The sequence below is a fragment of the Paenibacillus sp. KS1 genome, assembly GCF_001680695.1.
Lineage (GTDB): Bacteria > Bacillota > Bacilli > Paenibacillales > Paenibacillaceae > Paenibacillus_B > Paenibacillus_B suaedae.
The window spans coordinates 1-24,260 of record NZ_MAIS01000069.1 but is presented as its reverse complement, the minus strand read 5'-3'; the positions used below and the strand labels follow the sequence as shown (position 1 = coordinate 24,260).

General features: G+C 47.7%; 27 protein-coding genes. All 27 read right to left on the bottom strand.

What is annotated here, in order from left to right; translation table 11 throughout:
* Nucleotides 1-304: 304 nt before the first annotated feature.
* The 27 genes from spo0A to BBG47_RS20110 all read right to left on the bottom strand — a co-directional run bounded on the left by spo0A (nucleotide 305) and on the right by BBG47_RS20110 (nucleotide 24,078).
* Complete coding sequence (gene spo0A / locus BBG47_RS20240; RefSeq protein ID WP_021252968.1) at nucleotides 305-1,129, bottom strand: sporulation transcription factor Spo0A; 825 nt, start codon at nucleotides 1,127-1,129, stop codon at nucleotides 305-307.
* A gap of 127 nt (nucleotides 1,130-1,256) precedes the next feature.
* Nucleotides 1,257-2,723 (bottom strand): SpoIVB peptidase, encoded by a 1,467-nt coding sequence (gene spoIVB, locus BBG47_RS20235; RefSeq protein WP_065293215.1) that lies wholly within the window; start codon nucleotides 2,721-2,723, stop codon nucleotides 1,257-1,259.
* 122 nt (nucleotides 2,724-2,845) lie between these two features.
* On the bottom strand, nucleotides 2,846-4,570 hold the full coding sequence (gene recN / locus BBG47_RS20230; RefSeq protein WP_065293214.1) for a DNA repair protein RecN: 1,725 nt from the start codon (nucleotides 4,568-4,570) through the stop codon (nucleotides 2,846-2,848).
* Between the two features lie 24 nt (nucleotides 4,571-4,594).
* Nucleotides 4,595-5,044, bottom strand: a complete 450-nt coding sequence (gene ahrC, locus BBG47_RS20225) for a transcriptional regulator AhrC/ArgR (RefSeq protein ID WP_005546729.1) — start codon at nucleotides 5,042-5,044, stop codon at nucleotides 4,595-4,597.
* 120 nt (nucleotides 5,045-5,164) lie between these two features.
* The gene (locus BBG47_RS20220; RefSeq protein ID WP_065293213.1) at nucleotides 5,165-5,620 is read right to left on the bottom strand and encodes a DNA-binding protein; all 456 of its coding nucleotides are present in this window, start codon (nucleotides 5,618-5,620) and stop codon (nucleotides 5,165-5,167) included.
* A gap of 130 nt (nucleotides 5,621-5,750) precedes the next feature.
* Entirely contained in the window at nucleotides 5,751-6,578 is an 828-nt protein-coding gene (locus tag BBG47_RS20215; protein WP_065293212.1) for a TlyA family RNA methyltransferase, read from the bottom strand.
* A 45-nt stretch (nucleotides 6,579-6,623) separates the two neighbouring features.
* Nucleotides 6,624-8,525, bottom strand: a complete 1,902-nt coding sequence (dxs, locus tag BBG47_RS20210) for a 1-deoxy-D-xylulose-5-phosphate synthase (protein WP_065293211.1) — start codon at nucleotides 8,523-8,525, stop codon at nucleotides 6,624-6,626.
* Nucleotides 8,506-9,132: a hypothetical protein gene (locus BBG47_RS20205; protein ID WP_021252974.1), complete on the bottom strand. Its 627-nt coding sequence runs from the start codon at nucleotides 9,130-9,132 to the stop codon at nucleotides 8,506-8,508. Before BBG47_RS20205 ends, dxs begins: the two co-directional genes overlap by 20 nt.
* Before the next feature lie 750 nt (nucleotides 9,133-9,882).
* Nucleotides 9,883-10,824 (bottom strand): polyprenyl synthetase family protein, encoded by a 942-nt coding sequence (locus BBG47_RS20200; protein ID WP_065293210.1) that lies wholly within the window; start codon nucleotides 10,822-10,824, stop codon nucleotides 9,883-9,885.
* On the bottom strand, nucleotides 10,790-11,050 hold the full coding sequence (xseB, locus tag BBG47_RS20195) for an exodeoxyribonuclease VII small subunit (RefSeq protein WP_021252976.1): 261 nt from the start codon (nucleotides 11,048-11,050) through the stop codon (nucleotides 10,790-10,792). The genes BBG47_RS20200 and xseB overlap by 35 nt, the downstream gene beginning before the upstream one ends.
* 5 nt (nucleotides 11,051-11,055) lie before the next feature.
* Nucleotides 11,056-12,411: an exodeoxyribonuclease VII large subunit gene (xseA, locus tag BBG47_RS20190; protein ID WP_083189487.1), complete on the bottom strand. Its 1,356-nt coding sequence runs from the start codon at nucleotides 12,409-12,411 to the stop codon at nucleotides 11,056-11,058.
* A 42-nt stretch (nucleotides 12,412-12,453) separates the two neighbouring features.
* Nucleotides 12,454-13,323: a bifunctional methylenetetrahydrofolate dehydrogenase/methenyltetrahydrofolate cyclohydrolase FolD gene (folD, locus tag BBG47_RS20185; RefSeq protein ID WP_483310745.1), complete on the bottom strand. Its 870-nt coding sequence runs from the start codon at nucleotides 13,321-13,323 to the stop codon at nucleotides 12,454-12,456.
* A 53-nt stretch (nucleotides 13,324-13,376) separates the two neighbouring features.
* Nucleotides 13,377-13,853 carry a transcription antitermination factor NusB gene (gene nusB / locus BBG47_RS20180; RefSeq protein WP_021252979.1) on the bottom strand — a complete coding sequence of 159 codons (477 nt, stop codon included), beginning with the start codon at nucleotides 13,851-13,853 and terminating at the stop codon, nucleotides 13,377-13,379.
* Between the two features lie 231 nt (nucleotides 13,854-14,084).
* The gene (locus BBG47_RS20175) at nucleotides 14,085-14,315 is read right to left on the bottom strand and encodes a DUF2273 domain-containing protein (protein ID WP_021252980.1); all 231 of its coding nucleotides are present in this window, start codon (nucleotides 14,313-14,315) and stop codon (nucleotides 14,085-14,087) included.
* A 15-nt stretch (nucleotides 14,316-14,330) separates the two neighbouring features.
* Nucleotides 14,331-14,870: an alkaline shock response membrane anchor protein AmaP gene (amaP, locus tag BBG47_RS20170; RefSeq protein WP_021261777.1), complete on the bottom strand. Its 540-nt coding sequence runs from the start codon at nucleotides 14,868-14,870 to the stop codon at nucleotides 14,331-14,333.
* A 67-nt stretch (nucleotides 14,871-14,937) separates the two neighbouring features.
* A complete protein-coding gene (locus BBG47_RS20165; protein ID WP_021252982.1) occupies nucleotides 14,938-15,348 on the bottom strand; it encodes an Asp23/Gls24 family envelope stress response protein in 411 nt (136 codons plus the stop codon).
* Nucleotides 15,349-15,454: 106 nt separating this feature from the next.
* Nucleotides 15,455-16,798, bottom strand: a complete 1,344-nt coding sequence (gene accC / locus BBG47_RS20160) for an acetyl-CoA carboxylase biotin carboxylase subunit (protein ID WP_065293209.1) — start codon at nucleotides 16,796-16,798, stop codon at nucleotides 15,455-15,457.
* A gap of 48 nt (nucleotides 16,799-16,846) precedes the next feature.
* Nucleotides 16,847-17,347 carry an acetyl-CoA carboxylase biotin carboxyl carrier protein gene (accB, locus tag BBG47_RS20155; RefSeq protein WP_028533131.1) on the bottom strand — a complete coding sequence of 167 codons (501 nt, stop codon included), beginning with the start codon at nucleotides 17,345-17,347 and terminating at the stop codon, nucleotides 16,847-16,849.
* Nucleotides 17,348-17,765: 418 nt separating this feature from the next.
* Entirely contained in the window at nucleotides 17,766-18,518 is a 753-nt protein-coding gene (locus tag BBG47_RS20150; RefSeq protein WP_021252985.1) for a SpoIIIAH-like family protein, read from the bottom strand.
* A 45-nt stretch (nucleotides 18,519-18,563) separates the two neighbouring features.
* Entirely contained in the window at nucleotides 18,564-19,232 is a 669-nt protein-coding gene (gene spoIIIAG, locus BBG47_RS20145) for a stage III sporulation protein AG (RefSeq protein ID WP_021252986.1), read from the bottom strand.
* A gap of 130 nt (nucleotides 19,233-19,362) precedes the next feature.
* Nucleotides 19,363-20,178: a stage III sporulation protein AF gene (gene spoIIIAF, locus BBG47_RS20140; protein WP_065293208.1), complete on the bottom strand. Its 816-nt coding sequence runs from the start codon at nucleotides 20,176-20,178 to the stop codon at nucleotides 19,363-19,365.
* Between the two features lie 28 nt (nucleotides 20,179-20,206).
* A complete protein-coding gene (spoIIIAE, locus tag BBG47_RS20135) occupies nucleotides 20,207-21,484 on the bottom strand; it encodes a stage III sporulation protein AE (protein ID WP_065293207.1) in 1,278 nt (425 codons plus the stop codon).
* 22 nt (nucleotides 21,485-21,506) lie between these two features.
* Nucleotides 21,507-21,896 carry a stage III sporulation protein AD gene (spoIIIAD, locus tag BBG47_RS20130; protein WP_021252989.1) on the bottom strand — a complete coding sequence of 130 codons (390 nt, stop codon included), beginning with the start codon at nucleotides 21,894-21,896 and terminating at the stop codon, nucleotides 21,507-21,509.
* 32 nt (nucleotides 21,897-21,928) lie between these two features.
* Nucleotides 21,929-22,132: a stage III sporulation protein AC gene (spoIIIAC, locus tag BBG47_RS20125; protein WP_005546700.1), complete on the bottom strand. Its 204-nt coding sequence runs from the start codon at nucleotides 22,130-22,132 to the stop codon at nucleotides 21,929-21,931.
* An 11-nt stretch (nucleotides 22,133-22,143) separates the two neighbouring features.
* On the bottom strand, nucleotides 22,144-22,677 hold the full coding sequence (gene spoIIIAB, locus BBG47_RS20120) for a stage III sporulation protein SpoIIIAB (RefSeq protein WP_231586916.1): 534 nt from the start codon (nucleotides 22,675-22,677) through the stop codon (nucleotides 22,144-22,146).
* Nucleotides 22,661-23,668: a stage III sporulation protein AA gene (gene spoIIIAA / locus BBG47_RS20115; RefSeq protein WP_021252991.1), complete on the bottom strand. Its 1,008-nt coding sequence runs from the start codon at nucleotides 23,666-23,668 to the stop codon at nucleotides 22,661-22,663. The genes spoIIIAB and spoIIIAA overlap by 17 nt, the downstream gene beginning before the upstream one ends.
* Nucleotides 23,669-23,808: 140 nt before the next feature.
* A complete protein-coding gene (locus tag BBG47_RS20110; protein WP_021252992.1) occupies nucleotides 23,809-24,078 on the bottom strand; it encodes a YqhV family protein in 270 nt (89 codons plus the stop codon).
* Nucleotides 24,079-24,260: the final 182 nt, after the last annotated feature.

Sequence of the window (24,260 nt, the reverse complement as noted above, 5' to 3'; positions counted from 1 at the left end):
TTACAATCTCTATGTTGATATTTGATTTTAATACTATTGCATGTTATCCATCAACATTCAATGACAAACAAGGTAAATCTAACAAAATAAGGGAGTTTCGGAGGAAATAATGAATCATCTTCGATCTAATTTTACTATATTATGTTTATTCCCCATATAATAGATGATTTAACAAGAATGAATAAGCGCCATCCGAATAGGATCGACGCTTATTTATTGATAGTGCTCCGCTATTTATTTTGATGTTTACCGTTAAATACAACGAAAAAATAAAATCTCGCCGCAAAATCCACAGCAATGATTCCTAAGAAACCTTATGCTCGATTCTCAGCTTATCAGCGACCATCGCGATGAACTCGGAGTTAGTTGGCTTCGACTTACTGATGTTGATTGTGTAGCCAAATAGACGGCTAATGCTGTCGATGTTGCCGCGAGTCCATGCAACTTCAATCGCATGGCGGATCGCGCGCTCAACGCGGCTTGGTGTCGTTTTGTACTTCTCCGCGATCGCTGGATACAGCGTTTTCGTGATAGAGCCCAAAATTTCGATATTGTTGTACACCATCGTGATTGCTTCGCGCAAGTACTGGTATCCCTTAATATGCGCAGGAACACCGATTTCATGTATGATAGACGTGATATTCGCGTCTAAGTTTTTGGATTTGCCAAGCGGTACGACATTCGACTTCGATACAGATGATGTCATTAAGTTACTAGCAGATCCTCCAGTTACCGAAGCATTGGATGCAACACCTGCCAGCTGTCTAATACGATTCGCCAAAATGTCCATATCGAAAGGCTTCAATATGTAATAGGATGCGCCAAGTTGAACCGCACGTTGCGTAATGCTCTCTTGGCCGAAGGCTGTGAGCATAATGATCTTCGGTTGCGGGGACAAGTCCATATTGCGCAAGCGCTCAAGTACACCCAAACCATCCAAATGAGGCATAATAATATCGAGAATGAGCACGTCAGGCACCGCTCTCGTCTGCTCAAGGAATTGGAGCACCTCTTCGCCATTATAGGCAACACCAGTAACGACCATGTCGTCTTGTTCGGATAAGAAATCAGCCAACAAATTTGTAAATTCTCTGTTGTCGTCCGCTAACAATATTTCGATCTTTTGCAACTTGGGATCCTCCCTTGTCAAAGTTTCGCACACGATAGTAACCAGTTTGGTGTTTATCGCTTCCAGATCATGTTATTCGACATCAAAGATGAAATTCCTTCTGTCGAAAACTTTTTTTCTTTATTTTTTAAAATTTTTCTATTATAATTAATGATTTGTCCAACGATCCAACAGATTTCGTATTCATTCGTATCGATTCGACATATCCTGAAGATTGATGCGATCGTCGTGATGTAAAAGAAAAAGAAGGATCACGTTGAACGTGAACCTTCACTTGTTCATTCATTGACTGAGGTGAAGCCAGGACAACACCAGCATCCTGCAGCATCCATTCGATAAAGCATCCATAGCCTGAGCTTGGATCATTGACGAACACATGCGTAACTGCACCAATCAATTTGCCATCTTGAATAATCGGACTGCCGCTCATCCCTTGCACAATGCCTCCGGTTTTTTGCAGCAGCCGCGGATCTGTTATGCGGATAACCATCCCTTTGGTTGCAGGTGCTGATTGCTTCGTAACATGGACGACTTCAATCTTGTATCGTTCCACTTGTTGACCATTCACCACGGTCAGCATTTCGGCAGGTCCCACCTTAACCTCTTCGCGGAATGCAACAGGAATCGGTTCTTTATATACACTATGTTCTGGATTCGATACCATCTTACCAAAAATGCCAAATGGCGTATTGCGTTCGATATTGCCTAAAACACGGCTTTCCTTCACAAATTGAGCACGTTTTTCACCTGGTTCTCCATTTTGACTTTTCGAAATGGAAGTTACATGGGACTGGACAATTTCACCTTGCCCCACCACGATCGGAGTCTGCGTGTCCATATCCGTAATGATATGTCCAAGCGCCCCATACACTCCTTGGTCTGGAGCATAGAACGTCAAAGTTCCTACTCCGGCTGCTGAATCTCGGATGTATAAGCCTAGCCGCCACGTTTTGTCCTCCTGATCGTACGCGGGGGTCAACTGAGCTTTCACTTCAGTATCGCCGCGCCGAATTACAAGATCAAGTGGACGTTTGTTCTCGCCAGCCTGCTTCACGATATCCGCAACCTTGCTTACATCATTCAATCGATTTCCGTTCATACTCGTAATGAGATCACCAAGGCGAACACCTGCTTCTTCACCTGGAGATACTTTGCGTTCTCCCTCAACCTTCACAAGATGATGGCCGACAACAAGGATGCCTGCTGATTTGACTTTGACGCCAATCGTTTGGCCTCCGGGAATGACACGCAAATTCGGAACTACATTCACTTTCAATGTCTTGAGTGGAATGCCTCCGAACAGCTTCAATTTCAGCTCTGCTTGACCAGATTGGGCTGACTGTAATGAAATTGGACGATTCGGTGATAATTGGAATGTAGGTCGATTCTCGCCGTTCACACGCAAAATATCCGGTCGATCTACCGTCGCTGAAGCCTGAACAGGCATCACGAGATCAAGCTTCGTTTGCTGTCCTTCAAATAACCTCAGTTGATTCGGCAGCGCCGCATACGTGCGAAAGGTTGCTGTTGTAGTGCTTAAGCATACAAGAATGACGAGCATTAGGCCAAGCAGTCGTTTGACGTTGGGGTTCAAAGGTGGTCACACTCCTTTGTTAGACGGAAGCTTGACGAAAAGAGACGTGCCCATTTCGTAACTTTAAGGTATCCCCGGCCCCTACGTTTTATAAGTGAAAATGATTCCTAAATCCCTTAGAATTACGCACCTTTTTGACGTTCAGCCAATTCAAGCATTTCTTGTGCATGATGCATAGTCGCTTCCGTTACTTCCACCCCGCCTAGCATGCGAGCAAGCTCGATAATACGACCTTCATCCTCCAATTCATGTACCTGAGTAGAAGTCCGTTCATCTCGAACCTGCTTCTCGATGTAGTATTGGTGGTCAGCCATGCAAGCAACCTGTGGAAGATGAGTAATAGCGAATACTTGTCCACTCCGAGACACTTCAGCAAGCTTCTCAGCAATGGCTTGAGCGGCCCGGCCACTTACGCCAGTATCCACTTCGTCAAATACGAGCACTGGGATTCGATCAACTTCGGCAAAGATTGTCTTCATGGCAAGCATGATACGTGACAGCTCACCGCCAGATGCGATCTTATGGAGCGGACGCAATGGTTCTCCAGGGTTCGGTGAAATAAGGAACTCTGCATCATCCCATCCGTTCTTCGTGAAGCGAACAGATACACCGTCGACCTCATGCCCGCCTTGTCCATCCTGCAATCGATCCAAACGGACATCGAGCCGAGTACGTTCCATATGAAGATGCTGCAGTTCCGCTTCAATTCGCTTCGTCAATTCCAGTGATAACTCTCGGCGAGCATCACTCAGGGCTTGCGCTCGCTTAGCGAGCTTACCCAGACGTTCTTGTGTCTCTGCTTCGAGCTTCAATATGCGTTCATCCTTATGTTCCAGCTTGTCAGCTTCATCTTCAATCTTGGCTAAATATTCAAGCATCTCCTCAACAGTTGAGCCATACTTGCGCTTCAATGAAGTCAGCTGATCCAGTCGATCCTCAATTTGTTCAAGGCGTTCCGGATTGAACTCGATATTCTCACGGTAATCGCGGAGCTGGTAAGCCGCATCTTCCAGTTGATAATACGCATTTTGCATTTGCTCAATTATAGGCTGAAACTTAACTGTGTCGTACATGAGCACATCTTCAAGTTTGGAGATCGCGACACTAACGGAATCCATTGCACCTTGGCCATACAAGCGTTCATAAGATACATTTACATGATCCATTAGCTGCTCCGCATTGGCTAGTTTGCGCTTTTCTTCCGTTAATGATTCATCCTCGCCAATTTTCAGTTGGGCATTGCGCAGCTCTTCAATCTGGAACCGGTACAGATCAAGCATCTGGTAAGCTTGCTGACTCGTTTCCTTCAATTGATTCAATTCATGCTGCAGCGCCATGAAGCATCCGTAATCATCACGATATTTCCGCTTAAGTACAGCAACCTCTTCCCCGCCATAAGCATCGAGCCAGTCCAAGTGACGCTCAACCTTGAGCAGGGATTGGTGCTCATGCTGCCCATGAATATTTATGAGCAGCTCACCGATTTCGCGCAGCATCGTCAACGTAACCATTTGACCATTGATCCGGCACATGCTCTTGCCCTGCGCGGTCAATTCCCTGCGAATAATGAGGAGCTCTTCACTGCTTCCCTGAATCCCCAAACGGGAAAGCGCCTCCCATACCGGATGATCAATGGCAAGATCGAACGAAGCCTCGACTTCCGCGCGATCACAGCCATATCGAACAAAATCTGCTGATCCCCTTGCTCCTCCGATAAGACCTAACGCATCAATAATGATCGACTTGCCCGCGCCCGTTTCCCCCGTTAAGACATGAAATCCACGGTGAAACCGCAGCTGTACCGATTCAATAACCGCCAAATTGCGGATAGATATAGCTACTAGCAAGAAGAACCCCTCCCGGAAGAACACTTATGAAATGTAACTCATCACTTGATCAACAACACTCTGACTCAATTCTTTGGTACGGCAAATAATCAAGATTGTATCATCACCGCATACCGTGCCCATAATTTCAGGCCATTCAATCGAGTCCATCAATACAGCGATCGCATTTGCTGTACCTGGTAGACACTTCATGACTACTAAGTTCTCAGCGCTGTCTACACTGACGAAGTTATCAAGAAGTGACCGCTTTAACTTCTGTGCAGGATTGAAGCGCTGATCGATTGGGAGTGAATATTTATATCGGCCATTGTCCATTGGCACCTTAATGAGATGCAATTCTTTCATATCCCGAGATACAGTTGCTTGAGTAACATGGAACCCTGCATTGCGCAATGAATCCACCAGCTCGTCTTGCGTCTCAATATCGTTATTCATTACGATTTCTCGGATTTTAATATGTCGTTGTCCTTTCATGCATGCCCTCCATACTGTCTACACCATAATTCCATGACTTATTATTTGCTTATTGCGATAACTTTCATATTGCATTGTTCGCTTGCCATTCTTTCATAACTACGCCTAATCTTGCAAGGGTCAAGCTTCTGCTTCCCCAAACTCCATATGAAGCATGCGAATTCGCCGCTCTGCCATATCAACGACAAGCAGCCCATCACATTCAGGATATGCCGCGAAGTAAACTCCCCAATGTCTGCGAATCGCACTGGCGCTCCAATCGAGCTTCATCCGTTCGCGTACGATACGAACAATATACCATTGTTCGCCCCGTTTGACGACCATATCAATCCACAATTTCGTGGACTCTAGCTCTTCTCCGTTCATCTGAATCTGAATTGGCACAAAATACTTGCCGCCAATGATCTCGTAACCCGCTGACTCAAGCAATGCGACAATCTCATCATCCTGCGGATATCTCTCGGATAAGCACACATTCTCCATCGCTTCAGGTGTTCGCATATAATGTCGTATTGCATATCCAATCCATACAGCCAAACCAATTCCGATCAATCCCATGATCCAACGATCACCCATCGAAATTCACCCCTGGTTCGCAGCCTATGCGCATATAGATTTGATTAGATACGTGCTATGGTGCAAAAGAAACTCATCCGACGGATGCTTGTCCCGGATGAGTTTCTTCTACAGCATGTTCCATTGCCAGCTAGGAGCGGAACGTAGTATGTGCCTCCCTTACGATGTCAGCGATCAGATCGCGTGATACATGCGGCACTTCTTCTTCCGTAAGTTCAGGCACATTCCAGTACGCTAGAAATTCAATATTGCCCTCTCCGCCCGTTATTGGAGAGTACGTTAACCCTTCCAATTGGAAACCGATCGAGGCAGCAAAATCAAGAATCTCTCTCAACACCTGCTCATGTGTGCTTGCTTCACGAACAATTCCCGATTTGCCAACCTTCTCACGCCCTGCTTCGAATTGAGGCTTAATCAGTGCAACTACCCGTCCAGGCTTAGCCAGCAATCGCGCAAGTGGTGGTAGGATCAGTTTCAAGGAAATAAAAGAAACATCAATAGAAGCTGTATCCGGTACCGGTCCTACTAAATCCCCTGGCTCCGTATATCGGAAATTCGTTCTCTCCATGACGATTACCCGATCATCATTGCGCAAAGACCAATCAAGCTGGTTGTAGCCGACATCTACCGCATACACCTTCTGTGCACCATTTTGCAATGCGCAATCGGTAAATCCCCCAGTAGATGCTCCAATATCAAGCATTACAGCGTCCTGCATGTTCAATCCGAATTGCTGGATCGCCTTCTCCAGCTTAAGTCCGCCGCGGCTCACATAAGGATGAACCGCTCCCTTCACGGTAATTGCAGCATCACGCGGTACTTTCATGCCAGCCTTTTCAATTCGTTCCGCATTTGCAAGCACAAGGCCTGCCATGATGGCAGCCTTGGCCTTCTCTCTACTCGTATAATACCCCTGCTCGACGAGCAGGACATCAATTCGTTCCTTCGGTATAGACATTCTGTACTCCCGTCTCATTCCATTCATTCATCAATGCGAACATAATTAAGCCCGAGTCAACCGATTATTGCCGCCTGTTGCGAATAACATCGAATGAACTTCTTTCACAACCCGTTCAGGCGTTAAGCCAACTTCATTCCGCTGTTCCTTAATGCTACCATGTTCGACGAAGCAATCAGGAACCCCAATTGGCTTCACTCTCATATCGTAAACGCCATGGTTAGCACACCATTCCAGTACAGCACTACCTAAACCTCCGATTGCCGAGCTTTCTTCCAACACGATTACCGGAATGCGATCCTTACCTAGCTGATGCAGCATCTCGTCATCAAGCGGCTTAACAAATCTCGCATTAATCACTCGAATACGAATGCCTTCTTTGCGCAACAACTCTGCTGCTTCCTCTGCAACCTGCACCATCGGACCGATAGCCAGCACAGCCGCTGAATCTCCATTCCGAACGGTTTCCCACGTTCCTATTGGAATCGGGCTCAATTCGGTGTCCATTGGCACCCCTACAACCGCATTACGCGGATAGCGAACGGCAATCGGGCCTGCGTCATAATCAACAGCCGTCTTCATCATATGACGAAGCTCATTCTCGTCCTTCGGCATCATAATGACCATATTCGGGATATGACGCAAGAATGGTATATCATATACCCCTTGATGCGTCTCCCCATCTGGGCCTACGAAGCCCGCTCGGTCAATTGCAAAGATGACATTAGCTTGTTGACGGCAAATATCATGTACAACCTGATCGTACGCTCGCTGCAGGAAGGTTGAATATACCGCAAATACAGGCTTCATTCCTTCCATAGCCATAGCAGCGCACATCGTTGCTGCATGCTGCTCTGCGATACCTACATCAATCATCCGGTTCGGATACAGCTTCTCGAACTTCAAGAGTCCTGATCCGCCTGGCATTGCAGGTGTTACTGCCACGATTCGCTCGTCTTGCTCAGCGAGCTCAATGAGCACATCACTGAAGATATCGGTGTAATTCGGCGTGCCCACTGATTTAAGGGGCTGGCCGGATTCAATCTTATAAGGTGTTGCTCCATGCCATTTATGGGAATCGGCTTCAGCTGGTGAATATCCTTTCCCTTTGCGGGTTACAACATGGACGAGAACCGGTCCATCGATACGGTCTGCCTGCTGGAAAATGTCCAGAAGCTTATCAATATCATGACCGTCTACAGGGCCAAAATATTTCAAGCCGAATTCTTCGAACAGCATGCCGGAGACGACTAGGTATTTCAGTCCGTCCTTCACGCGTTCTGCCGTTTTAGCCAGCTTACCACCAATAGCCGGAATTTTTTTGAGCAGCTGTTCAACTTCTTCTTTGGCTTTTTTATAGTTGCGGTCAGAGCGAATTTTACACAAATAATTATGTAATGCTCCTACATTTGGCGCAATGGACATTTCGTTGTCATTCAGCACAACCATCAACTTGCGCTTTTCATGGCCGATATGGTTCAATGCTTCCAGCGCCATACCGCCTGTGAGCGCACCGTCTCCAATGATTGCGACTACCCGATTATCCTGACCTTGCAGGTCACGGGACAATGCCATCCCCATTGCGGCGGACAAAGACGTACTGCTGTGTCCGGCTTCCCATACATCGTGTTCGCTCTCTGCACGCTTCACAAAGCCGCATAAACCTTTATATTGGCGCAATGTATCGAACTGATCCTTGCGTCCTGTTAATATTTTGTGAACGTAGGCTTGATGGCCAACGTCGTATAACATTTTGTCCTTCGGGCTGTCATAGTAATAATGCAGGGCAAGCGTTAGCTCAACAATCCCCAAGTTAGATGCTAGATGACCTCCGGTCACTGCCAGCTTTTCAATTAAGAATTGACGAATTTCGGCCGCTAGCGGCTCCAGTTGCTCCTTAGGCAACTGCTTCAAGTCGCTAGGTTGATTAATCTGTTCGAGCAGCACGGGATTTCCCTCGCTTTCGTTGTTTCGATTTGCTGCGTTTCACGGTGAAGAATGAAATATTGAACTTCGTCTCCAACACGTAGAAACACTTCCCAATTAGCAGGACGATCGGAGTGGCGTAATAAATAGCAAAGGATTTTCCGAGTGCCTTCCCGCCAACCGTCAATGCTGATACGAGTCCTGTGAAGACAACGCTCGTTACCGTCTTCATTACTGCGGAGTCAGCATCCATCGAATATAACAAGTTCGTAACGACTATTGCTGTGGCCGACCCACTGATTACTCCAGTCATATCGCCGATCACGTCATTACAGAAGTTGGAGAATCGGTCTGCGTTACGAACGATTGCGATCGCCTGCTTCGCGCCAGCAACCTTCTCAGAAGCCATGGCGTGAAAAGGTGTCTCCTTCGCTGCCGCTGCAGATAACCCCATCATATCAAAAAACACTCCGATGAGCACGAGTAAGAGCACGATCACCATCCCGATGCCCCAGCCTACTCCCTCCAGCATCGAAGTCGATACGACGGAAAAAATAGCAGCTAGAGCAAATGTGACGATGAAAATAAATACGCTCCACCGAACGGAATGTTTGAAAGAGAATTTCATTGTATGTGATGTTCCATCCTTTATGTGTTAGAACTGTCTGATCAGTTACGTAAAGTTAAGAGTGGCAACTTCTCAAGTAAACGCTGTGGCTTAGGTCCAGTAGGTTTTCCCAGATGCTCGCCTCCTCGTCGCCGAGCAGGCCGTTTCCAATTAAGAGCGCCTTGACGTTGTCGCCAATCGCCAGACTGAATTACCACTTAGTCCACACTATAATCCTTAAGAAGCTTCACGCCAGTGAACAGTCTAGGAGTTTTCCTCGGGCAGCCCTGAACCAACCCCTAGCCTCTTTTGCAAGCCAGATTTCATACGGCATACGATTCATGCGTTCTTTGGCCAAAGTCCGCCGAATCTACACATCCGCAATCCCCGCAGGCTCACTCAAGGCAGGCTACGCTACAAACAAGCCGGGTACGTACATCACGCTTCATAATAGAATGAAGAATTGCAATGTGCGACTCGTAATGTAGGTTCATACCCCAAGCCGTAATGCGACGCTCGAGGGCGTCATACCACGCACTTGGGCCTCCGCGGAAGCGGGGTCAACGCCCACATGCCATTGTGGATCGCCCCACAACCTTAACTCCCAGCATCAGCCCCCGACTGGGCGTCGAAAGCCAACACCAGGAACTTCATCGATGTGCCCTTTAGCGAATTTTTAGGCCCGCCTTCAGCGTTGGTAGGCCGACTAGAATACTGCACCACTCTACGCAAGGCCTATTATATCATAAATAGTGCCTAAATACTCGCCAATTAATGGTCTCGCTTCATCAAATAATCTGCCATGCCAACCAATAGCTCAGGTTTTTGGAACCCTGCATTCGCAATTGCAGCCTTCGCTTCCTCTGTCAAACGTTCCACTTCCTGTCTCGATTCTTCAAGGCCGATGAAGTACGGATAAGTAACCTTCCCGCTCTTCTCATCGCTTCCCTTCGGCTTACCCAGCATGGCTTCATCTCCGATGACATCCAATATATCATCTTGAATTTGAAAGGCGAGCCCAAGCTTATAACCATAGGTCGTCAGCGCTTGCAGCTGCTGTTCCGATGCTCCACCAATCCGCCCGCCTGCGCGGAGGGAGCAGACAATAAGATCACTTGTCTTATGCAGATGGATGTATTCCAGCTGATCCAATGTCGTAATCCCTTGCTCACCGAGCATGTCAGCAGCCTGTCCGCCGACCATCCCGTTCATGCCTGCATACTCTGCCAATTCCTCAACAATAGACAACGATACCTCAGCTGCAACACCATGCTGGCGTGTGCTCTGCACAATACAGTGGAAAGCCTGAGTCAACAGACCGTCTCCAGCCAGAATTGCCATGGCCTCACCATAGATTTTATGATTGGTCGGCTTGCCACGGCGTAGATCATCATTGTCCATTGCAGGCAGATCATCATGTACCAATGAGTACGTATGAATCATCTCAATGGCACATGCAACCGGCTCCGCTGCACGTGTATTGCCTCCTAAGCTATCACAGGCCATTAAGACACATACTGGCCGCAGCCGCTTGCCGCCCGCCATTAACGAATATTGCATCGATTGTGTTAACGGCTCAGGAGTATTGCGCTTGCTATCCAGCATCTTCGGCAGTATCGATTCAATCCGAGTTGCCTGCTGCTTCACATAATCGGCAAATACTCCGGCCGATTGATAATTAATCAATCGAATCACCCGTCTCCTCTGTTGCATACGGCTGACGCTTCCATTCGCCGTTCTGCTCGGTTACCATCTCTATCTTGCGTTCAACTTGTTCCAGCTTCTCTGAACAAAGCTTAGAGAGCATCATTCCTTCTTGGAACAACTCAATTGATTGTTCAAGAGGAGCGTCTCCGCTTTCTAATTTCGCAACGATCTCTTCCAACTTATCCATCGCCGCCTCGAAGCTTAATTGTTCAATAGTCTCTTTATTTTCCATGAGAGTTATTCACGCTCTCCTTTCATCGACCATACATGACAATCCAATTGGCCATCCGATAATTTCACCCGTACTACGTCTCCAGGCTGCACTTCTTCGATCGAGCGGATCAGCTTCGCCTCCTGTTCATCATACACAAGACTATACCCTCTTGACATAATCTTAAGTGGGCTAAGCGCGTCCAGCTGTCTAATCATCCCAGCTGTCTCCATCCGCTTCTGTTTCGTGATTGCAGCCATAGACTGAACGAGTTGATGTTGATTGCCATCCAACCGTTTGCGTGCAGCGCGCACTTGATGTACAGGCGTCTGTTCACGCAATCGACCACGCAGTTCCTTCCATCGCTGTGAAGATTGGCCTTGGATCAACTGCAACCGGTACGTTAACTGCTCCTGCAGGCGCGCAACCTTATCCGCATGCTTCATCATCAACTGTTCAGGCTTGCGGAACACGGCAGATTGCTGTGCCCGAAGCAACCGTTCCTGGTTCTGATTCAAGAAACGATTCATTGCCGATTGCAGCCTGCGATTTACATGTGTAAGATGCTGCCTGAGCTCTTCCCTGTTCGCTACCGCTAATTCAGCCGCAGCTGTAGGTGTAGGAGCTCGTAGATCTGCAACGAAGTCCGAAATCGTAAAGTCCGTCTCATGTCCAACCGCTGAGATGATCGGGATCGTCGATGCAGCGATTGCTCGCGCAACCACTTCTTCATTGAATGCCCATAGTTCTTCTAGCGATCCTCCGCCGCGGCCCACAATCAGCACGTCCACCTCGCCGCTGCGGTTCATCGCCTCGATCGCCTGTGCAATCGATCCTGCCGCTTGTGTTCCTTGTACTAATACGGGGTAGAGCAATACCGCAACACCGGGTTGACGGCGGCGCAGCGTAATGAGGATATCCCGTACAGCAGCACCTGTCGGCGAAGTAATGACGCCGATTGCAGCAGGATATCGCGGGATACTTCGCTTGCGTTCCTGCCCGAACAATCCCTCAGCGTTCAATCTCTCTTTCAACTGTTCGAAGGCCATGAACAAACTTCCAATTCCATCAGGCTGCATATGCAGCGCATAGAACTGGTATTGACCATCCCGTTCATACACCGTAATATTGCCGCGAGCAATGACCTTCGTTCCTTCCTTCGGACGAAAAGCCAGCTTCTGATTGTGCGAAGCAAACATAATCGTACGTATACGGCTATCCGAATCCTTCAATGTGAAATACATATGCCCGCTTGAATGATGTGTGAAGTTCGATATCTCTCCACGAAGCCATACATCCTGAAGCCTCGGATCGCCTTCCATCTTCATGCGGATATAGCGGTTCACTTCTTTAATTGATAATATTCGTGCATCGTCGGACACATTGTCTGCCCCCTTTCGTTCCCAATGACAGACAGCGCACAACTATTCGTTGTGCGCAATGTGATGTATTCGTTTGGCGGCCTTGAGTGTATTGAACATGAGCATAGTAATTGTCATTGGTCCTACACCGCCTGGTACAGGTGTAATCGGGCCGCAAATTTCCTTCACGTCCTCAAAGTCAACATCTCCAGCCAGCTTACCGTTCTCAAGGCGGTTCATGCCCACATCGATAATGACTGCACCTGGCTTAATATAAGAACGATCCACGAAGTTAGCGCGACCAATCGCAACAACCAAAATGTCTGCCTGTTTCGTAATCTCCTTCATATTGACAGTCCGAGAATGGCACATCGTAACTGTTGCATTCTCACGTTGAAGAAGGAGAGATATGGGTTTGCCTACAATGTTGCTTCGCCCAATAACAACAGCGTGCTTGCCAGCAACGTCAATCTGGTTGCGTTTCAGCATTTCCATAATGCCTGCTGGCGTACAAGGCAATAAAGAGTCATCCCCGATGACCATATTACCGACACTGACAGGATGGAATCCATCCACATCCTTCTCAACGGCAATTGCATCGATGACAGCCTTCTCATCAATATGCTTCGGCAGCGGAAGCTGCACAAGAATTCCGTGAATGGAAGGTTCTTCATTCAAGCGATGAACAAGAGCCAGCAGCTCTTCCTGAGACGTATTTGCCGGAAGACGATGTACTTCCGAATTGAAGCCCAGCTCCAAGCATGTCTTATGCTTGCTGTTCACATATACTTGCGAAGCAGCGTCTTCACCAACGAGAACGACAGCCAGCCCTGGCTGTATCCCCTTGTCCTTCAGCCCAACGGTCTCCGCCGTAATCTCCTCACGAATTGTACGAGATAATGCCTTACCATCCAATAAAGTTGCTGTTATCATTCTCTGCGCCTCCATCCGAATACTCGACATTGTCATCCAAGCTGAACTTGCTTCTATTCTTCTGTTGTTTCTTCCTTTGCAGCTTCCGCAGTAGAAGCTCCGTCCATATCACGCATCATCTGCCCTAGAACTCCATTGACGAATTTCCCGGACTCGTCCGTACCAAAGTGCTTCGCCAAATTGATGGCCTCATTGATCGCTACTTTAGGAGGGACATCATCGCGATATTTCATTTCGTACGTAGCCAGACGAAGGATCTGTCTATCCACTCTGGACAAACGCTCAACGTGCCACCCTTTCAAATAACGTGCCAGAAGCTCGTCGATCTCAACGTGATGCTCCCATGTAGCTCGTACCCATTCCAATACATGAGCATGCATGGCTTCCGCATGCTCATGCTTAACACCAATTTCATTGTCTTGTGCAGACTCTTGCACAATCATAGCAACAGCCTGATGTGGCGTTACCTCTGTCATTTCAAGCTGATACAAACTTTGAATAGCCATTTCTCTGGCGATGCGTCTTTTCATGATTTATCCTCCTGCATGTAAAGCATCCGACATGTCGAATTCGTATTCCTTCAATATCACTAGCGCATGCACTCTACTGTTCATTAAGGCAATTGCCAACGTTACTACGATCTTAAGCACTTCGATGCATCTACTTACGATTTATTTGTGAAAAAAATCCTATGAAGCCCCCCGATTCCCTTCCGTCGGCCAGAACCGGCGGTCAAGCAGTCGTTCGGAGCGTCCATAGGACTACTTCAACCTTCTCCAACGTTCAGACATCCACATTCCAATTCGCTGAAATGGGAACAAGGGGCCTAATTTCAGATCCCGCTGTCTGCCGATTGCAAATCCGATGAATACAAGAAGTGCAAAAAATAGCATATCCCAAAAACCAACAATTAGATACAAGATGCCAAAAAAAATGCCCGCCGTGACGCCGAGTAGACGTCCGCCGTGACTCTCCCATATTTCCTTCCACATCGGACAGCTCACCACCTATTCAACGCGCGCTTTAAAGGTTTGCGTCTGCACAATATTTGCAACGTATACCGAAACGTAAGAAACCGGTATTCCGGTAATTTCCTGCACATAATCGCGAACCTGGCGTTGAACATCCTCCGTCATGCTTGGTATCGCCGTCTCCCCGTCCACAACGGTGCGAATCGTGATATCGAGCCCTGATTCATTGGTGCGGATTCGTGCCTTTAAGTCCTTAACACCACGGACGCGCGACGCTGCCTTCAACGCCACGTTCTCGATCGTTTCTATCGATATCTTAATATCACCAATATCGGTGCGTTGATCAATCGATGACATTGACTTCCGCTCACGACGGATAGAAACGTAAACGAAGCGGACGCTAAGCAATAAAATAACGGCCGCAACCGCTATTACTGTTGTTTGCAGCCATAGAGGCTGAGTTGGATCAAGCCGCTCGGGAATGAAGCCTAATGCAGCTAAAATGGCTGCTACCGATAACGAACCAATGACCAAACTATACACAAACAACAACAGTCTGTCTACAATTCTGCTCACGCTTGACGATCCTCCTCATGGAATGGCAGTAAACCCCCTACCACCAGGAGGGGGTTTACTGCCATCATTATTTCACTCGCGTAGATACTTCCGTTTCTTCCGGTTTCTCTTGCGATTTAAAATGCACGTCATGCACATGCACGTTCACTTCAACAACATGAAGACCTGTCATCATCTCAATGGAGCGCTTTACGTTCTGCTGAATCTCATCAGCAATCACAGGAATGCGGCGACCATATTCTACGATGATGTTCACATCTACTGCAGCTTCACGTTGTCCAACTTCAACCTTAACGCCTTTGGACAAGTTCTTACGGCCAAGTAATTCAGCAATACCGCCTGCAAAGCCACCGCTCATACCCGCTACACCTTCTACTTCAATAGTAGCTAGACCAGCGATCACTGCAATCACGTCAGGAGCAATCTGAATATTGCCAAGATCAGTACGCTCAAATTCCGGAATAATCGTCTGATTCATCCGTTACACACTCCTCATTATTTTTTGAAAAGAGGCAGTTCTTGTCCGTCATAATCATAACTATAGCATTTGTCTATTTTTATGACAAATTACTCATGATGACGTTCTAGACTTCATGCTCTTCCAGGAACTTAATATCGAAATCCCCTTGCTCGAACTTCGGATGCCGCAGCAACCGTTGATGGAACGGAATTGTTGTATGAATACCTTCTATCGCGAACTCCGCAAGTGCACGCTTCATACGTTCAATCGCTTGTTCGCGAGTAGGAGCCCACACGATCAGCTTCGCAATCATGGAATCATAGTGCGGAGAAATCACACAACCTGGATATGCTGCGCTATCCACACGTACACCCGCTCCTCCCGGAGGCAAATAGAATTGAATTTGCCCTGCGGAAGGCATAAAGTTGCGATCAGGATCTTCTGCGTTAACACGGCACTCAATCGCCCATCCTTTAAGCTGAACATCCTCTTGTCGGAACGATAATGGATTGCCTTCCGCTACATGGATCATCTCTTGAATAAGGTCAATTCCAGTTATCATCTCGGTAACAGGATGTTCAACCTGAATACGAGTATTCATCTCCATGAAGTAGAAATTGCCGTCTGGACCGAACAGAAACTCCAAAGTACCTGCACCCGAGTAGTCAACAGCGAGTGCTGCGCGTACAGCTGCCTCGCCCATCTTCATACGAATATCTGGCGTCAGCACTGGACATGGAGCTTCCTCAACCAGCTTCTGACGTCTGCGCTGCACGGAGCAGTCACGTTCGCCTAGATATGCTGCATTACCATGCTTGTCTGCGATAATTTGGATTTCAACATGCTTCATGCCCGTCAAATACTTCTCCAAATAAACGCCGGCATTACCGAAGGCTCTCTCCGCTTCCTGTTGTGCTGTCGTAATTTGCTTGACCAGCATCTCTTCATCATCCGCAATTCGGATCCCTTTGCCACCGCCGCCGGCAGTTGCCTTAATGATGACAGGATAACCGATATCGCGTGCGATCATAAGAGCTTCTTCGATATTCTCAACGAGACCGTCGGAACCAGGAATGACAGGAACTCCTGCATCCTTCATCGTCTGCTTCGCTACAGCCTTGTCTCCCATACGCTCAATCGCATCGGAAGAAGGACCAATGAATGTAATGCCGCATGACTCGCAAATATCAGCAAAGTCAGCATTCTCCGCCAAAAAACCATAGCCAGGATGTACTGCATCACATTCTGTCAATGTAGCAACACTCATTATATTCGTAAAGTTCAAGTAACTGTCCTTGGAAGATGTAGGGCCAATACAGTACGCTTCATCTGCAAGACGTACATGAAGTGAATCACGATCGGCTTCCGAGTAGACTGCAACCGTTGTAATTCCAAGTTCTCGGCAAGCACGAATGATACGAACAGCGATTTCACCACGGTTAGCAATTAGAATCTTCTGAAATTTCAATGTTTTAAACCTCCTTGGCTTTACATCTGTTCGGGATGTTAGCATCCACTAATCCAGCTTCACCAAGAATAAAGGCTGGCCGAACTCAACCAACTGGCCATTTTCTACAAGAATCTCAACAATTTCGCCTTTGACTTCAGCTAAGAGTTCATTCATCAGCTTCATCGCTTCCAAGATACATACGACCGATTTCTCGTTAATTTTATCTCCCGTATTCACAAATGGAGGCGTGTCTGGTGAAGAAGCACGATAGAATGTACCTACCATCGGAGACACAATCTTATGCAATCCCGCCTGCTCCTTCGTGTCGGCAACAACATCTACAGCTGGCTGTGCAGGAGCTGTCTCAACTGCAGCTGCTGGCTGTGCAGGTACAGTTGGAACCGGGGTATATGTAGGCTGTGCAGGAGCTGGCTGAACACTAATGACTTCAGTCTTGCCGGGCTTGCGAATGGAAAGACGATAACCTTCGTTCTCGATTTCCAATTCCTGCACGGAAGTTTGGTCCAACAGCTTGATCAGTTCTTTGATTTCGCCAATCTTGAACAACATGTTTCACTCCTCGTGACAATTGATAAGTCTCTTATAGCAAGGTAGTTTCATACTGCAAATACATGTCCAAAAAGGGAGCGGTATTCCGCAACAGAGATCCGCAAGGACGCTCAGCGCATGCTGTCTATGCAGAATATAATACCGAATCTGTTCAGCAGTGCGCACAAGTAGCTGTTAAGCTGCATGCATAGCAGAGTGCCGTGTTGCCGCAGAAGAAATAACATATTCGATGCGACAATCCTTGTGATTGAATGCTAGATTCCATGCTGAGAGACCTTCCGTTGCTTTCTCAAAAATAAGCTGTCTTTTTGAACAACCTTCAAAAAAGGACAATCTACAGACGTTAGTATTATAACATAATCGTTCCAAATGGAAAGAGCCCAGTTTGCAACTGGGCTAGATTCGAGTACATTCGCTATTCACTGACATATTCTACAACAATCTTATCTTGTGTCACATTCAAGTCCTTCATGACTTTATCTACTATTTCAACAGCATCTTTGGCTTCAAGCTTATTGCTCTGCACAAGCACTTGATATTTATCATTATCCTGTGTGATGACTGCACTCTGATACTGCTTCTGCAGCTCCGTTTCCAGGTTTGATAATTTCGTCTCATGCTCTTCCAGCTTGCCCATTTCGTCATGGACTGCAGCAGTCTTCTCACTGCTTGTTGAGTTCAGGTCACTCATGAGTTTCTCCATCTCTTGCTGATACTTCTCTGCACGCTGCATTTGCAGTTCTTCAATAGAGCTCCGCTTCATAACACCTTCTGCTTCAACCTTGTCCAGCATCGCCTTCTCTTGGTCTTCCTTCGCAGCAGCGCTAGTCTCATTTCCAGCATTCTTGGCTTCATCGTCCTTGCCAGTGCTTGTCGCAGAAGGATTAGTTCCGTCACTCTTGCTGCTGTTCTCCTTAGCTTCGGATGCAGCGTCCTTGCCATTGACGCTTGGATCAGCTCCATGCCCTGTAGATACCTCAGTTACTTTGATTTCAGGCAATTGCCCAACTTCTGTTGCATCACCTTTCAACGTCTGTTCTGAACGTACATTGTCTACCGTTTGCTTCGCTGGAGCTGTTGTGTCCTCCGTGAACAAATAATATGCGGACAATACGACCATCAAGCTCAGCATAGACACTAACCATATCGTCTGTCTTTTCGTATTCATTCTTCATTACCTCCTAATGTTCATTCAGTTCTCGTTCAATCTTACTTATTGAGCAATCTTGCGTGGAACGACCGATATCCGATAAGCCGGTACATTCAAGCCTTTCTCGACAGCATCGACGACCATCTTCTTCACCGTCGCATTCTCTGCCCCTTTCGCAACGACTATGACTCCCCGCACTTTCGGCTTAATGCGCTTCGTCACGATTGGAGCTTGATTGCCCGATGATTCCAGCGTCACGATTTGACCATCGCGCGTGTATTGGGTAGTGTGCCGCTTGCCGCCGTTCGAATCTGTCTCTTCGGTCTGCTGCTGATTGTCCTTGAAGTTGCGCTGAACAATCAGTTCCTCTGTGGAGTCGATCGTGACAAGCACATCAACTTGTCCGACGCCGACAATTCCCTCCAGAATGCCTTTGACGCGTGCTTCAAATGACTGCTCAATGGACTCGAATACATTCGATGAAGCCTTATCAGATGAATTCTTGGTTTCCATCGAGTCAAAGGCCCCGACAGCCGGCGGCTCTTTGTCTGCGCTGCCTTTGCCCCCGAACCACCCTCCGCCGCTTCCCTGAGGCTGGAACGAGCCGAACAATATGAGCGCTGCGCCGACAAGACCGAGCAGGAGCAGCCAGCGGAACGAACGGACGCGCTTGGAACCGTTGCTGCCTTTTCCGATCCACGTTTCAATCTGCTGCAACCATTTCGCCAACATGATCGACTCCTTCGTTACCGAATGGACTTGTCTTACTTGTCCTATTTCACCTATATGCTACCGTATAGAAAATATGCTTGTTTTTTCATGATTTCCACCTGCTTGAGCGCATGACCAAAGGATGGCTGTCCTACAGCTTTGGTTCAGCTCGTTTCCACTCCACCTTGATTTGCTCCGCATTCACAATCCAAGAGGTCATCAGTGAGCGCATCGCTTGATTCGTAACCTTGCTGCGATACTGTTCGGCCTCTTCCCCCAGCTGTTCAGAGTATCCTGATGCTAGGATTTCCTTGAATTGCTGAGACTGTCCCGTCTCCGGGCCCTCTTGTCCAATCAAGCCTGATTGAATCTGTACTTGATGAACCGGCTTCACAGCCTCCACTGTGCCGTCAGTTTTAACGAAATCTATAGAATCGGTTTCGCTCACAGCAGCCTGTCCGGCAGAAAGAGCAAGCTCTATCCGTTCAATGATTGGTTCCCCCTTCGCATTGCGGGTAAGCTTGACTTGCAACTGCTCCACTTGTACCTGTTCCTCCGAGATGTTCCTCTTCGTACCGTTGGCATTTTGAACACTGTGACGAAAGGCAAGCGCAAGCTGTTCCTTCATCTGACTGCCAATTTCCGCTTCTGCAAGCCGCAGCGCACTGCCTTCCTGCTCACGGGCTAGCAACTCTCCTTGTCTTCGGATTTCGTTTACGCTCGTTGACTGATTTCGCTCTGCGGTTAACGTGGATGACAACGTAGAGCTCCATTCGCTTGCTAATTGATCTGCCAGTCTTGCATCGAACAGCTTAAGGACAGGTGATAATAAGGTTAGTAAAATAATTAAGCTAAGCATTAGCTTGACGTATCGCTGCATCGAGCGATTGGGCAGAAGCAGATCAATGAACGTTGCCAGTAGAATTATCATGATGATCTCTTTCATCCATTGACTTAACCAGCTCATTTCGTTCACTCCATTTCATCCGCGCGGCCTAGCGCATCATAACCGTCACATTGCCTGCCGTAATGAGAATCGTAATTGCTAGAAAGAACATGAGACCGACCGCAGCTAGAGCCGCAAACACATAGATCATGCTCTTGCCGATCGTCTTCAGGCACCCAAGCACAGGGGAATCTCCTAACGGCTGCATAATGGCTGCCGAGGCGTTATAGATTAATGCAAGCGTCAATATTTTGATTGCCGGGAAGGCACATAAAAACAGCAAAATAATGACACCTGACAACCCAACCGCATTTTTTACGAGCAGCGATGCCGAAATGACGGTATCCGTTGCATCTGAGAATGCGCGTCCAATTACAGGAACGAAATTGCCGGTTATATACTTGGCTGTTCGAATAGATACCCCATCAGTGACTGAGCTCGTAGCTCCTTGCACGGAGATCACGCCCAGAAAGATCGTTAACAGAACACCTAGCAATCCCACACTGATGCTCCGCATCAAGTTCGCCAGTTGAGTCACCTTGTATTTGTCAGATATGGAACTGACAATATGCAGAATTGCTGAGAAGAATAGAAGCGGAAATACACCGACATAGATCAGTGTTCCGACCAAATGAACCATAAAGATGATGAGCGGATGCATGACTGTAACGGTCACAACATTCCCCATTGAAGCCAGCAGGGTTAGAAGCAAGGGCACCATCGCCATCATAAAGTTAATCATGCTTGATATTGCTTCCTTGGCGAAGCCGATTGCGATCTGGAAGCTGTTAATAGCCAGAATAATGATGACCATGTAAGAAATCGTGTAGGCAATTTTGCTGACTGTGTTGCGCTCGAAGGCGGTCTGCAACGTTTCCAGCACCATGCTGAATACGACGAGTATGACAATCGTGACAATTAACTTGCCGTTCATAAACACTTCTTGCAGCATAAATTTCCCGATAGCCTTGAACACATTGCTGACTGTCAGCTTCTCACCGCCAGGAAGCAGCAAATCAACAAAATCTGGCATGGCATCTCTAGGAAAGTAGCCCCCATACTTGACGAGCAGATCATTCCAGTATCGCTCCACTTCGCTCGTCTGTAATCGCTTCGTCTGCTGCTCGATCCATGCTTCTGTTGCGGCGGGTCTTGCGGGCGCTTCTTCTTGCAGCTGCTGCGGCTGTGTCACCTGCTTGTCTTCTATCGCAGGAGCAGCGAATGCCGTACCCACACTAGCGAACAACACGCACAGCAGCAACAGGAGCCATACCCGCTTCCTATAGACCATGTTCCAATGCCGTTCTTGCAATTGAATTCGGTTCATTCGCACTCCACCTTACCTCACGTTAAGCAGGAAGAAGCTTCATTACAGTCTCTATAATGACGCTTATGATCGGGATAGCCAGTACCATAATCAGCACCTTCCCGGCAAGTTCAATCTTGGATGCAATCCCATCCTGTCCTGCATCCCGAACAATTTGAGCGCCGAACTCCGCGATGTAGGCGATGCCAATCATTTTCAATATCGTCTTCAAATAAATGGGCTGAATTCCCGAGCGATCGGCCAAGTCCTCCAGCACTTGAATGACGACTTCGATCTTCCCAATCAAGAATAGAAAAATGGCGATTCCAGCAAAGGTTGAAATGATAAACGCAAACATCGGCTTCTGCTCTTTGACAACCAATACTAGAATGGTCGCCAAAAGTCCGAGTCCTACAACTTGAATGATTTCCACGAAATCACCTGACCTGTATACCTACCGTTATTTTATTGAAACAAGAAGATGGTTTTAATCTCTTGGAATAAGTGATCCAGCAAGCGAACGACCATGAACAAGACCACAACAAAGCCGATGACCGTCACCCAATGAGCCATATCTTCCTTTCCCATTTGCTTCAGCACGGTGTGAATCATCGCGATGATAATACCGATTCCGGCAATTTGAAAAATGGCGCTGACATCTACATTCATCTTCTGGCACCTCAATACATCAAAATTACAACGAGCAAACCAGCTAGCACACCAAGACTGCGAGTCATTTTGCCATAGCGGCTATGATCTTCCCGAGCGCTCCACTCCTCTTGCTCCAGCTGCTTAATCGCAAGCTTGATATGCTTGCTCTGATCCTCTCGATCACTAATTCCAAGCGTAAACCCAAGTTCCTTAATAATTCGGAGGTCTTCCTTCGTTAGCGAGGTATTGCTGCCATATCGTTCCCACGCTTGCTCCCAAGCTTCCCTTGCCGTAAATGATTGTGCTGCGGAATGTTCCATTGCTTGTGATGCGCTGAGGAATATATCGCGCAGTACAGGGGGCATTTGCTGTGCAATATCGTGAAATGCTGCCGATAGCGGGGTGTGCCCGTATATTATTGCGGTTTCCAATCGAGCCAGTGCATGGTGCAGCAGCCGAAGCTGCTTCGGTCTCGCTGCATATGCAGCTGCTTGTACCCATCCTATCCCCGCTGCAGCCGCAACGAGAATTGCTGCTCCTAGCAATTTATACGTGGTACCCACCTCCTCCCTGCACATTCGCTACGATGCTGGGCTGAAGCGCTCGCAGCTTGCCGTCGTACACCTTCCGCTGCCACTGTCTAGCTGTCCTCCGCAGCGTAACAACCCGAGTAAATCCCCCTCCATCAAGCAAGGATGCCATTCCAGGACGTCGAATCACATCCTCTGCGTCCGATCCATGAACAGATGCGATCATCCTTACGCCAGCATGTATGGCCTCTCGCATCGCCTCGTAATCTTCTTCTCTGCCGAATTCATCCACAACAAGCACATCGGGAGACATAGAACGAATAAACATCATTAATCCTTCCGCCTTCGGGCACCCATCTATGACATCTGTTCGATAGCCAAGATGGTAACTAGGCACTCCCTTCGTACAACCGGCAATTTCAGAACGCTCATCTACAATGCCTACCTTAAGCGCCTTCCAGAGCGCCTGTGGATGATTCCAGCAGCCAGAGGAGATAGCCCGAGCCATATCTCGCAGCAAGGTTGTCTTCCCATGCTGTGGAGGGGATACGACAAGTGTGCTATGGATTGTCCGATGCTTGAAATCAAGCAGTTGTGGAATAATGTCGTCGGCTATGCCCATTACTTCTCGGGCAATACGCAAGTTGAAGCCCGTTATATCCCGAAGATGACTAACCCTTCCTTGCGTCAGCACAGTCCGACCCGCTAGTCCAATTCGATGTCCACCAGCTACCGTAATGAATCCACGCCGAAGCTCTTCCTCCATCGTATACAGAGAATGATTCGTTACATAGTCAAGCAATTGAAGGCTATCCTCGCGGTTGGGACGATAGGCTGTATCAGGCTTATCAGTCAATGTGCCTTCCCTAGTCACAAAATAAAATTCCCCCGCTGCACTGACTTCTAGCGGGCGCTCTTGTCGGATTCTCACTTCTTCCAATTCACCTAAGATGCGTTCAGGCAAGTGCAGCAAGATAGAACGAAGCGCGGGAGGCAGCACCGCTGACCAGCTGTATACATTCATCTCTCCCATCCTCCTTGGGTCATCCTCATTATTTTAAGGGAAATAAGGTGCTACCTTGTGTATCCCATATGTATGACCCTTGTCCGGCAAATATGCACCTCGGTGGGACTAGTACCGATTGATCCCTATACCCCCGTCCACTACTTCTTCAAAATGCCGATAAGCAAGCATGTAACACCAGCAACAATCCAGGCAATCTTCGTCCAGTTCAACTTGTCTGCTATGCCTATCAGCCCAATTGTGGTCGTTGTAATAAGCACGAGCGGCCCTACAAGAGCGAGCAATGAATTAACGGCAAGCGCCTTCTCGGTATCATTTACTTTCAACATAATGAGGGCTACAGCAATCTCCAGAGATCCAGACAGAAAGCGCAGTCCCGCCATACTCGCTACGAACTTATCAATCGTCACCGTTCTCCCCTCCTGTACACAATCATGAATTGGAAACATCAAGCGATCCAAGTGAACGCAGCCTGTACAATACGCATATTGACACATTGTATGCAGGACAAGACTTGTTTAGAGCAGTAGATCGCGAGAATCTGGCAGATAGACGCTGCTCATATAGAGGTTGTTCAAAAAGTCCGCTTTTG

Excerpts from the sequence above, each read along its gene's own strand:
- ahrC (WP_005546729.1), bottom strand. The coding sequence starts at position 5,044 with ATGAAAGGACAACGACATATTAAAATCCGAGAAATCGTAATGAATAAC.
- BBG47_RS20220 (WP_065293213.1), bottom strand. The coding sequence starts at position 5,620 with ATGGGTGATCGTTGGATCATGGGATTGATCGGAATTGGTTTGGCTGTA.
- BBG47_RS20215 (WP_065293212.1), bottom strand. The coding sequence starts at position 6,578 with ATGTCTATACCGAAGGAACGAATTGATGTCCTGCTCGTCGAGCAGGGG.
- BBG47_RS20205 (WP_021252974.1), bottom strand. The coding sequence starts at position 9,132 with ATGAAATTCTCTTTCAAACATTCCGTTCGGTGGAGCGTATTTATTTTC.
- BBG47_RS20200 (WP_065293210.1), bottom strand. The coding sequence starts at position 10,824 with ATGCAACAGAGGAGACGGGTGATTCGATTGATTAATTATCAATCGGCC.
- xseB (WP_021252976.1), bottom strand. The coding sequence starts at position 11,050 with ATGGAAAATAAAGAGACTATTGAACAATTAAGCTTCGAGGCGGCGATG.
- folD (WP_483310745.1), bottom strand. The coding sequence starts at position 13,323 with ATGATAACAGCAACTTTATTGGATGGTAAGGCATTATCTCGTACAATT.
- nusB (WP_021252979.1), bottom strand. The coding sequence starts at position 13,853 with ATGAAAAGACGCATCGCCAGAGAAATGGCTATTCAAAGTTTGTATCAG.
- BBG47_RS20175 (WP_021252980.1), bottom strand. The coding sequence starts at position 14,315 with ATGTGGAAGGAAATATGGGAGAGTCACGGCGGACGTCTACTCGGCGTC.
- BBG47_RS20165 (WP_021252982.1), bottom strand. The coding sequence starts at position 15,348 with ATGAATCAGACGATTATTCCGGAATTTGAGCGTACTGATCTTGGCAAT.
- BBG47_RS20150 (WP_021252985.1), bottom strand. The coding sequence starts at position 18,518 with ATGAATACGAAAAGACAGACGATATGGTTAGTGTCTATGCTGAGCTTG.
- spoIIIAG (WP_021252986.1), bottom strand. The coding sequence starts at position 19,232 with ATGTTGGCGAAATGGTTGCAGCAGATTGAAACGTGGATCGGAAAAGGC.
- spoIIIAF (WP_065293208.1), bottom strand. The coding sequence starts at position 20,178 with ATGAGCTGGTTAAGTCAATGGATGAAAGAGATCATCATGATAATTCTA.
- spoIIIAE (WP_065293207.1), bottom strand. The coding sequence starts at position 21,484 with ATGAACCGAATTCAATTGCAAGAACGGCATTGGAACATGGTCTATAGG.
- spoIIIAC (WP_005546700.1), bottom strand. The coding sequence starts at position 22,132 with ATGAATGTAGATGTCAGCGCCATTTTTCAAATTGCCGGAATCGGTATT.
- spoIIIAA (WP_021252991.1), bottom strand. The coding sequence starts at position 23,668 with ATGAATGTATACAGCTGGTCAGCGGTGCTGCCTCCCGCGCTTCGTTCT.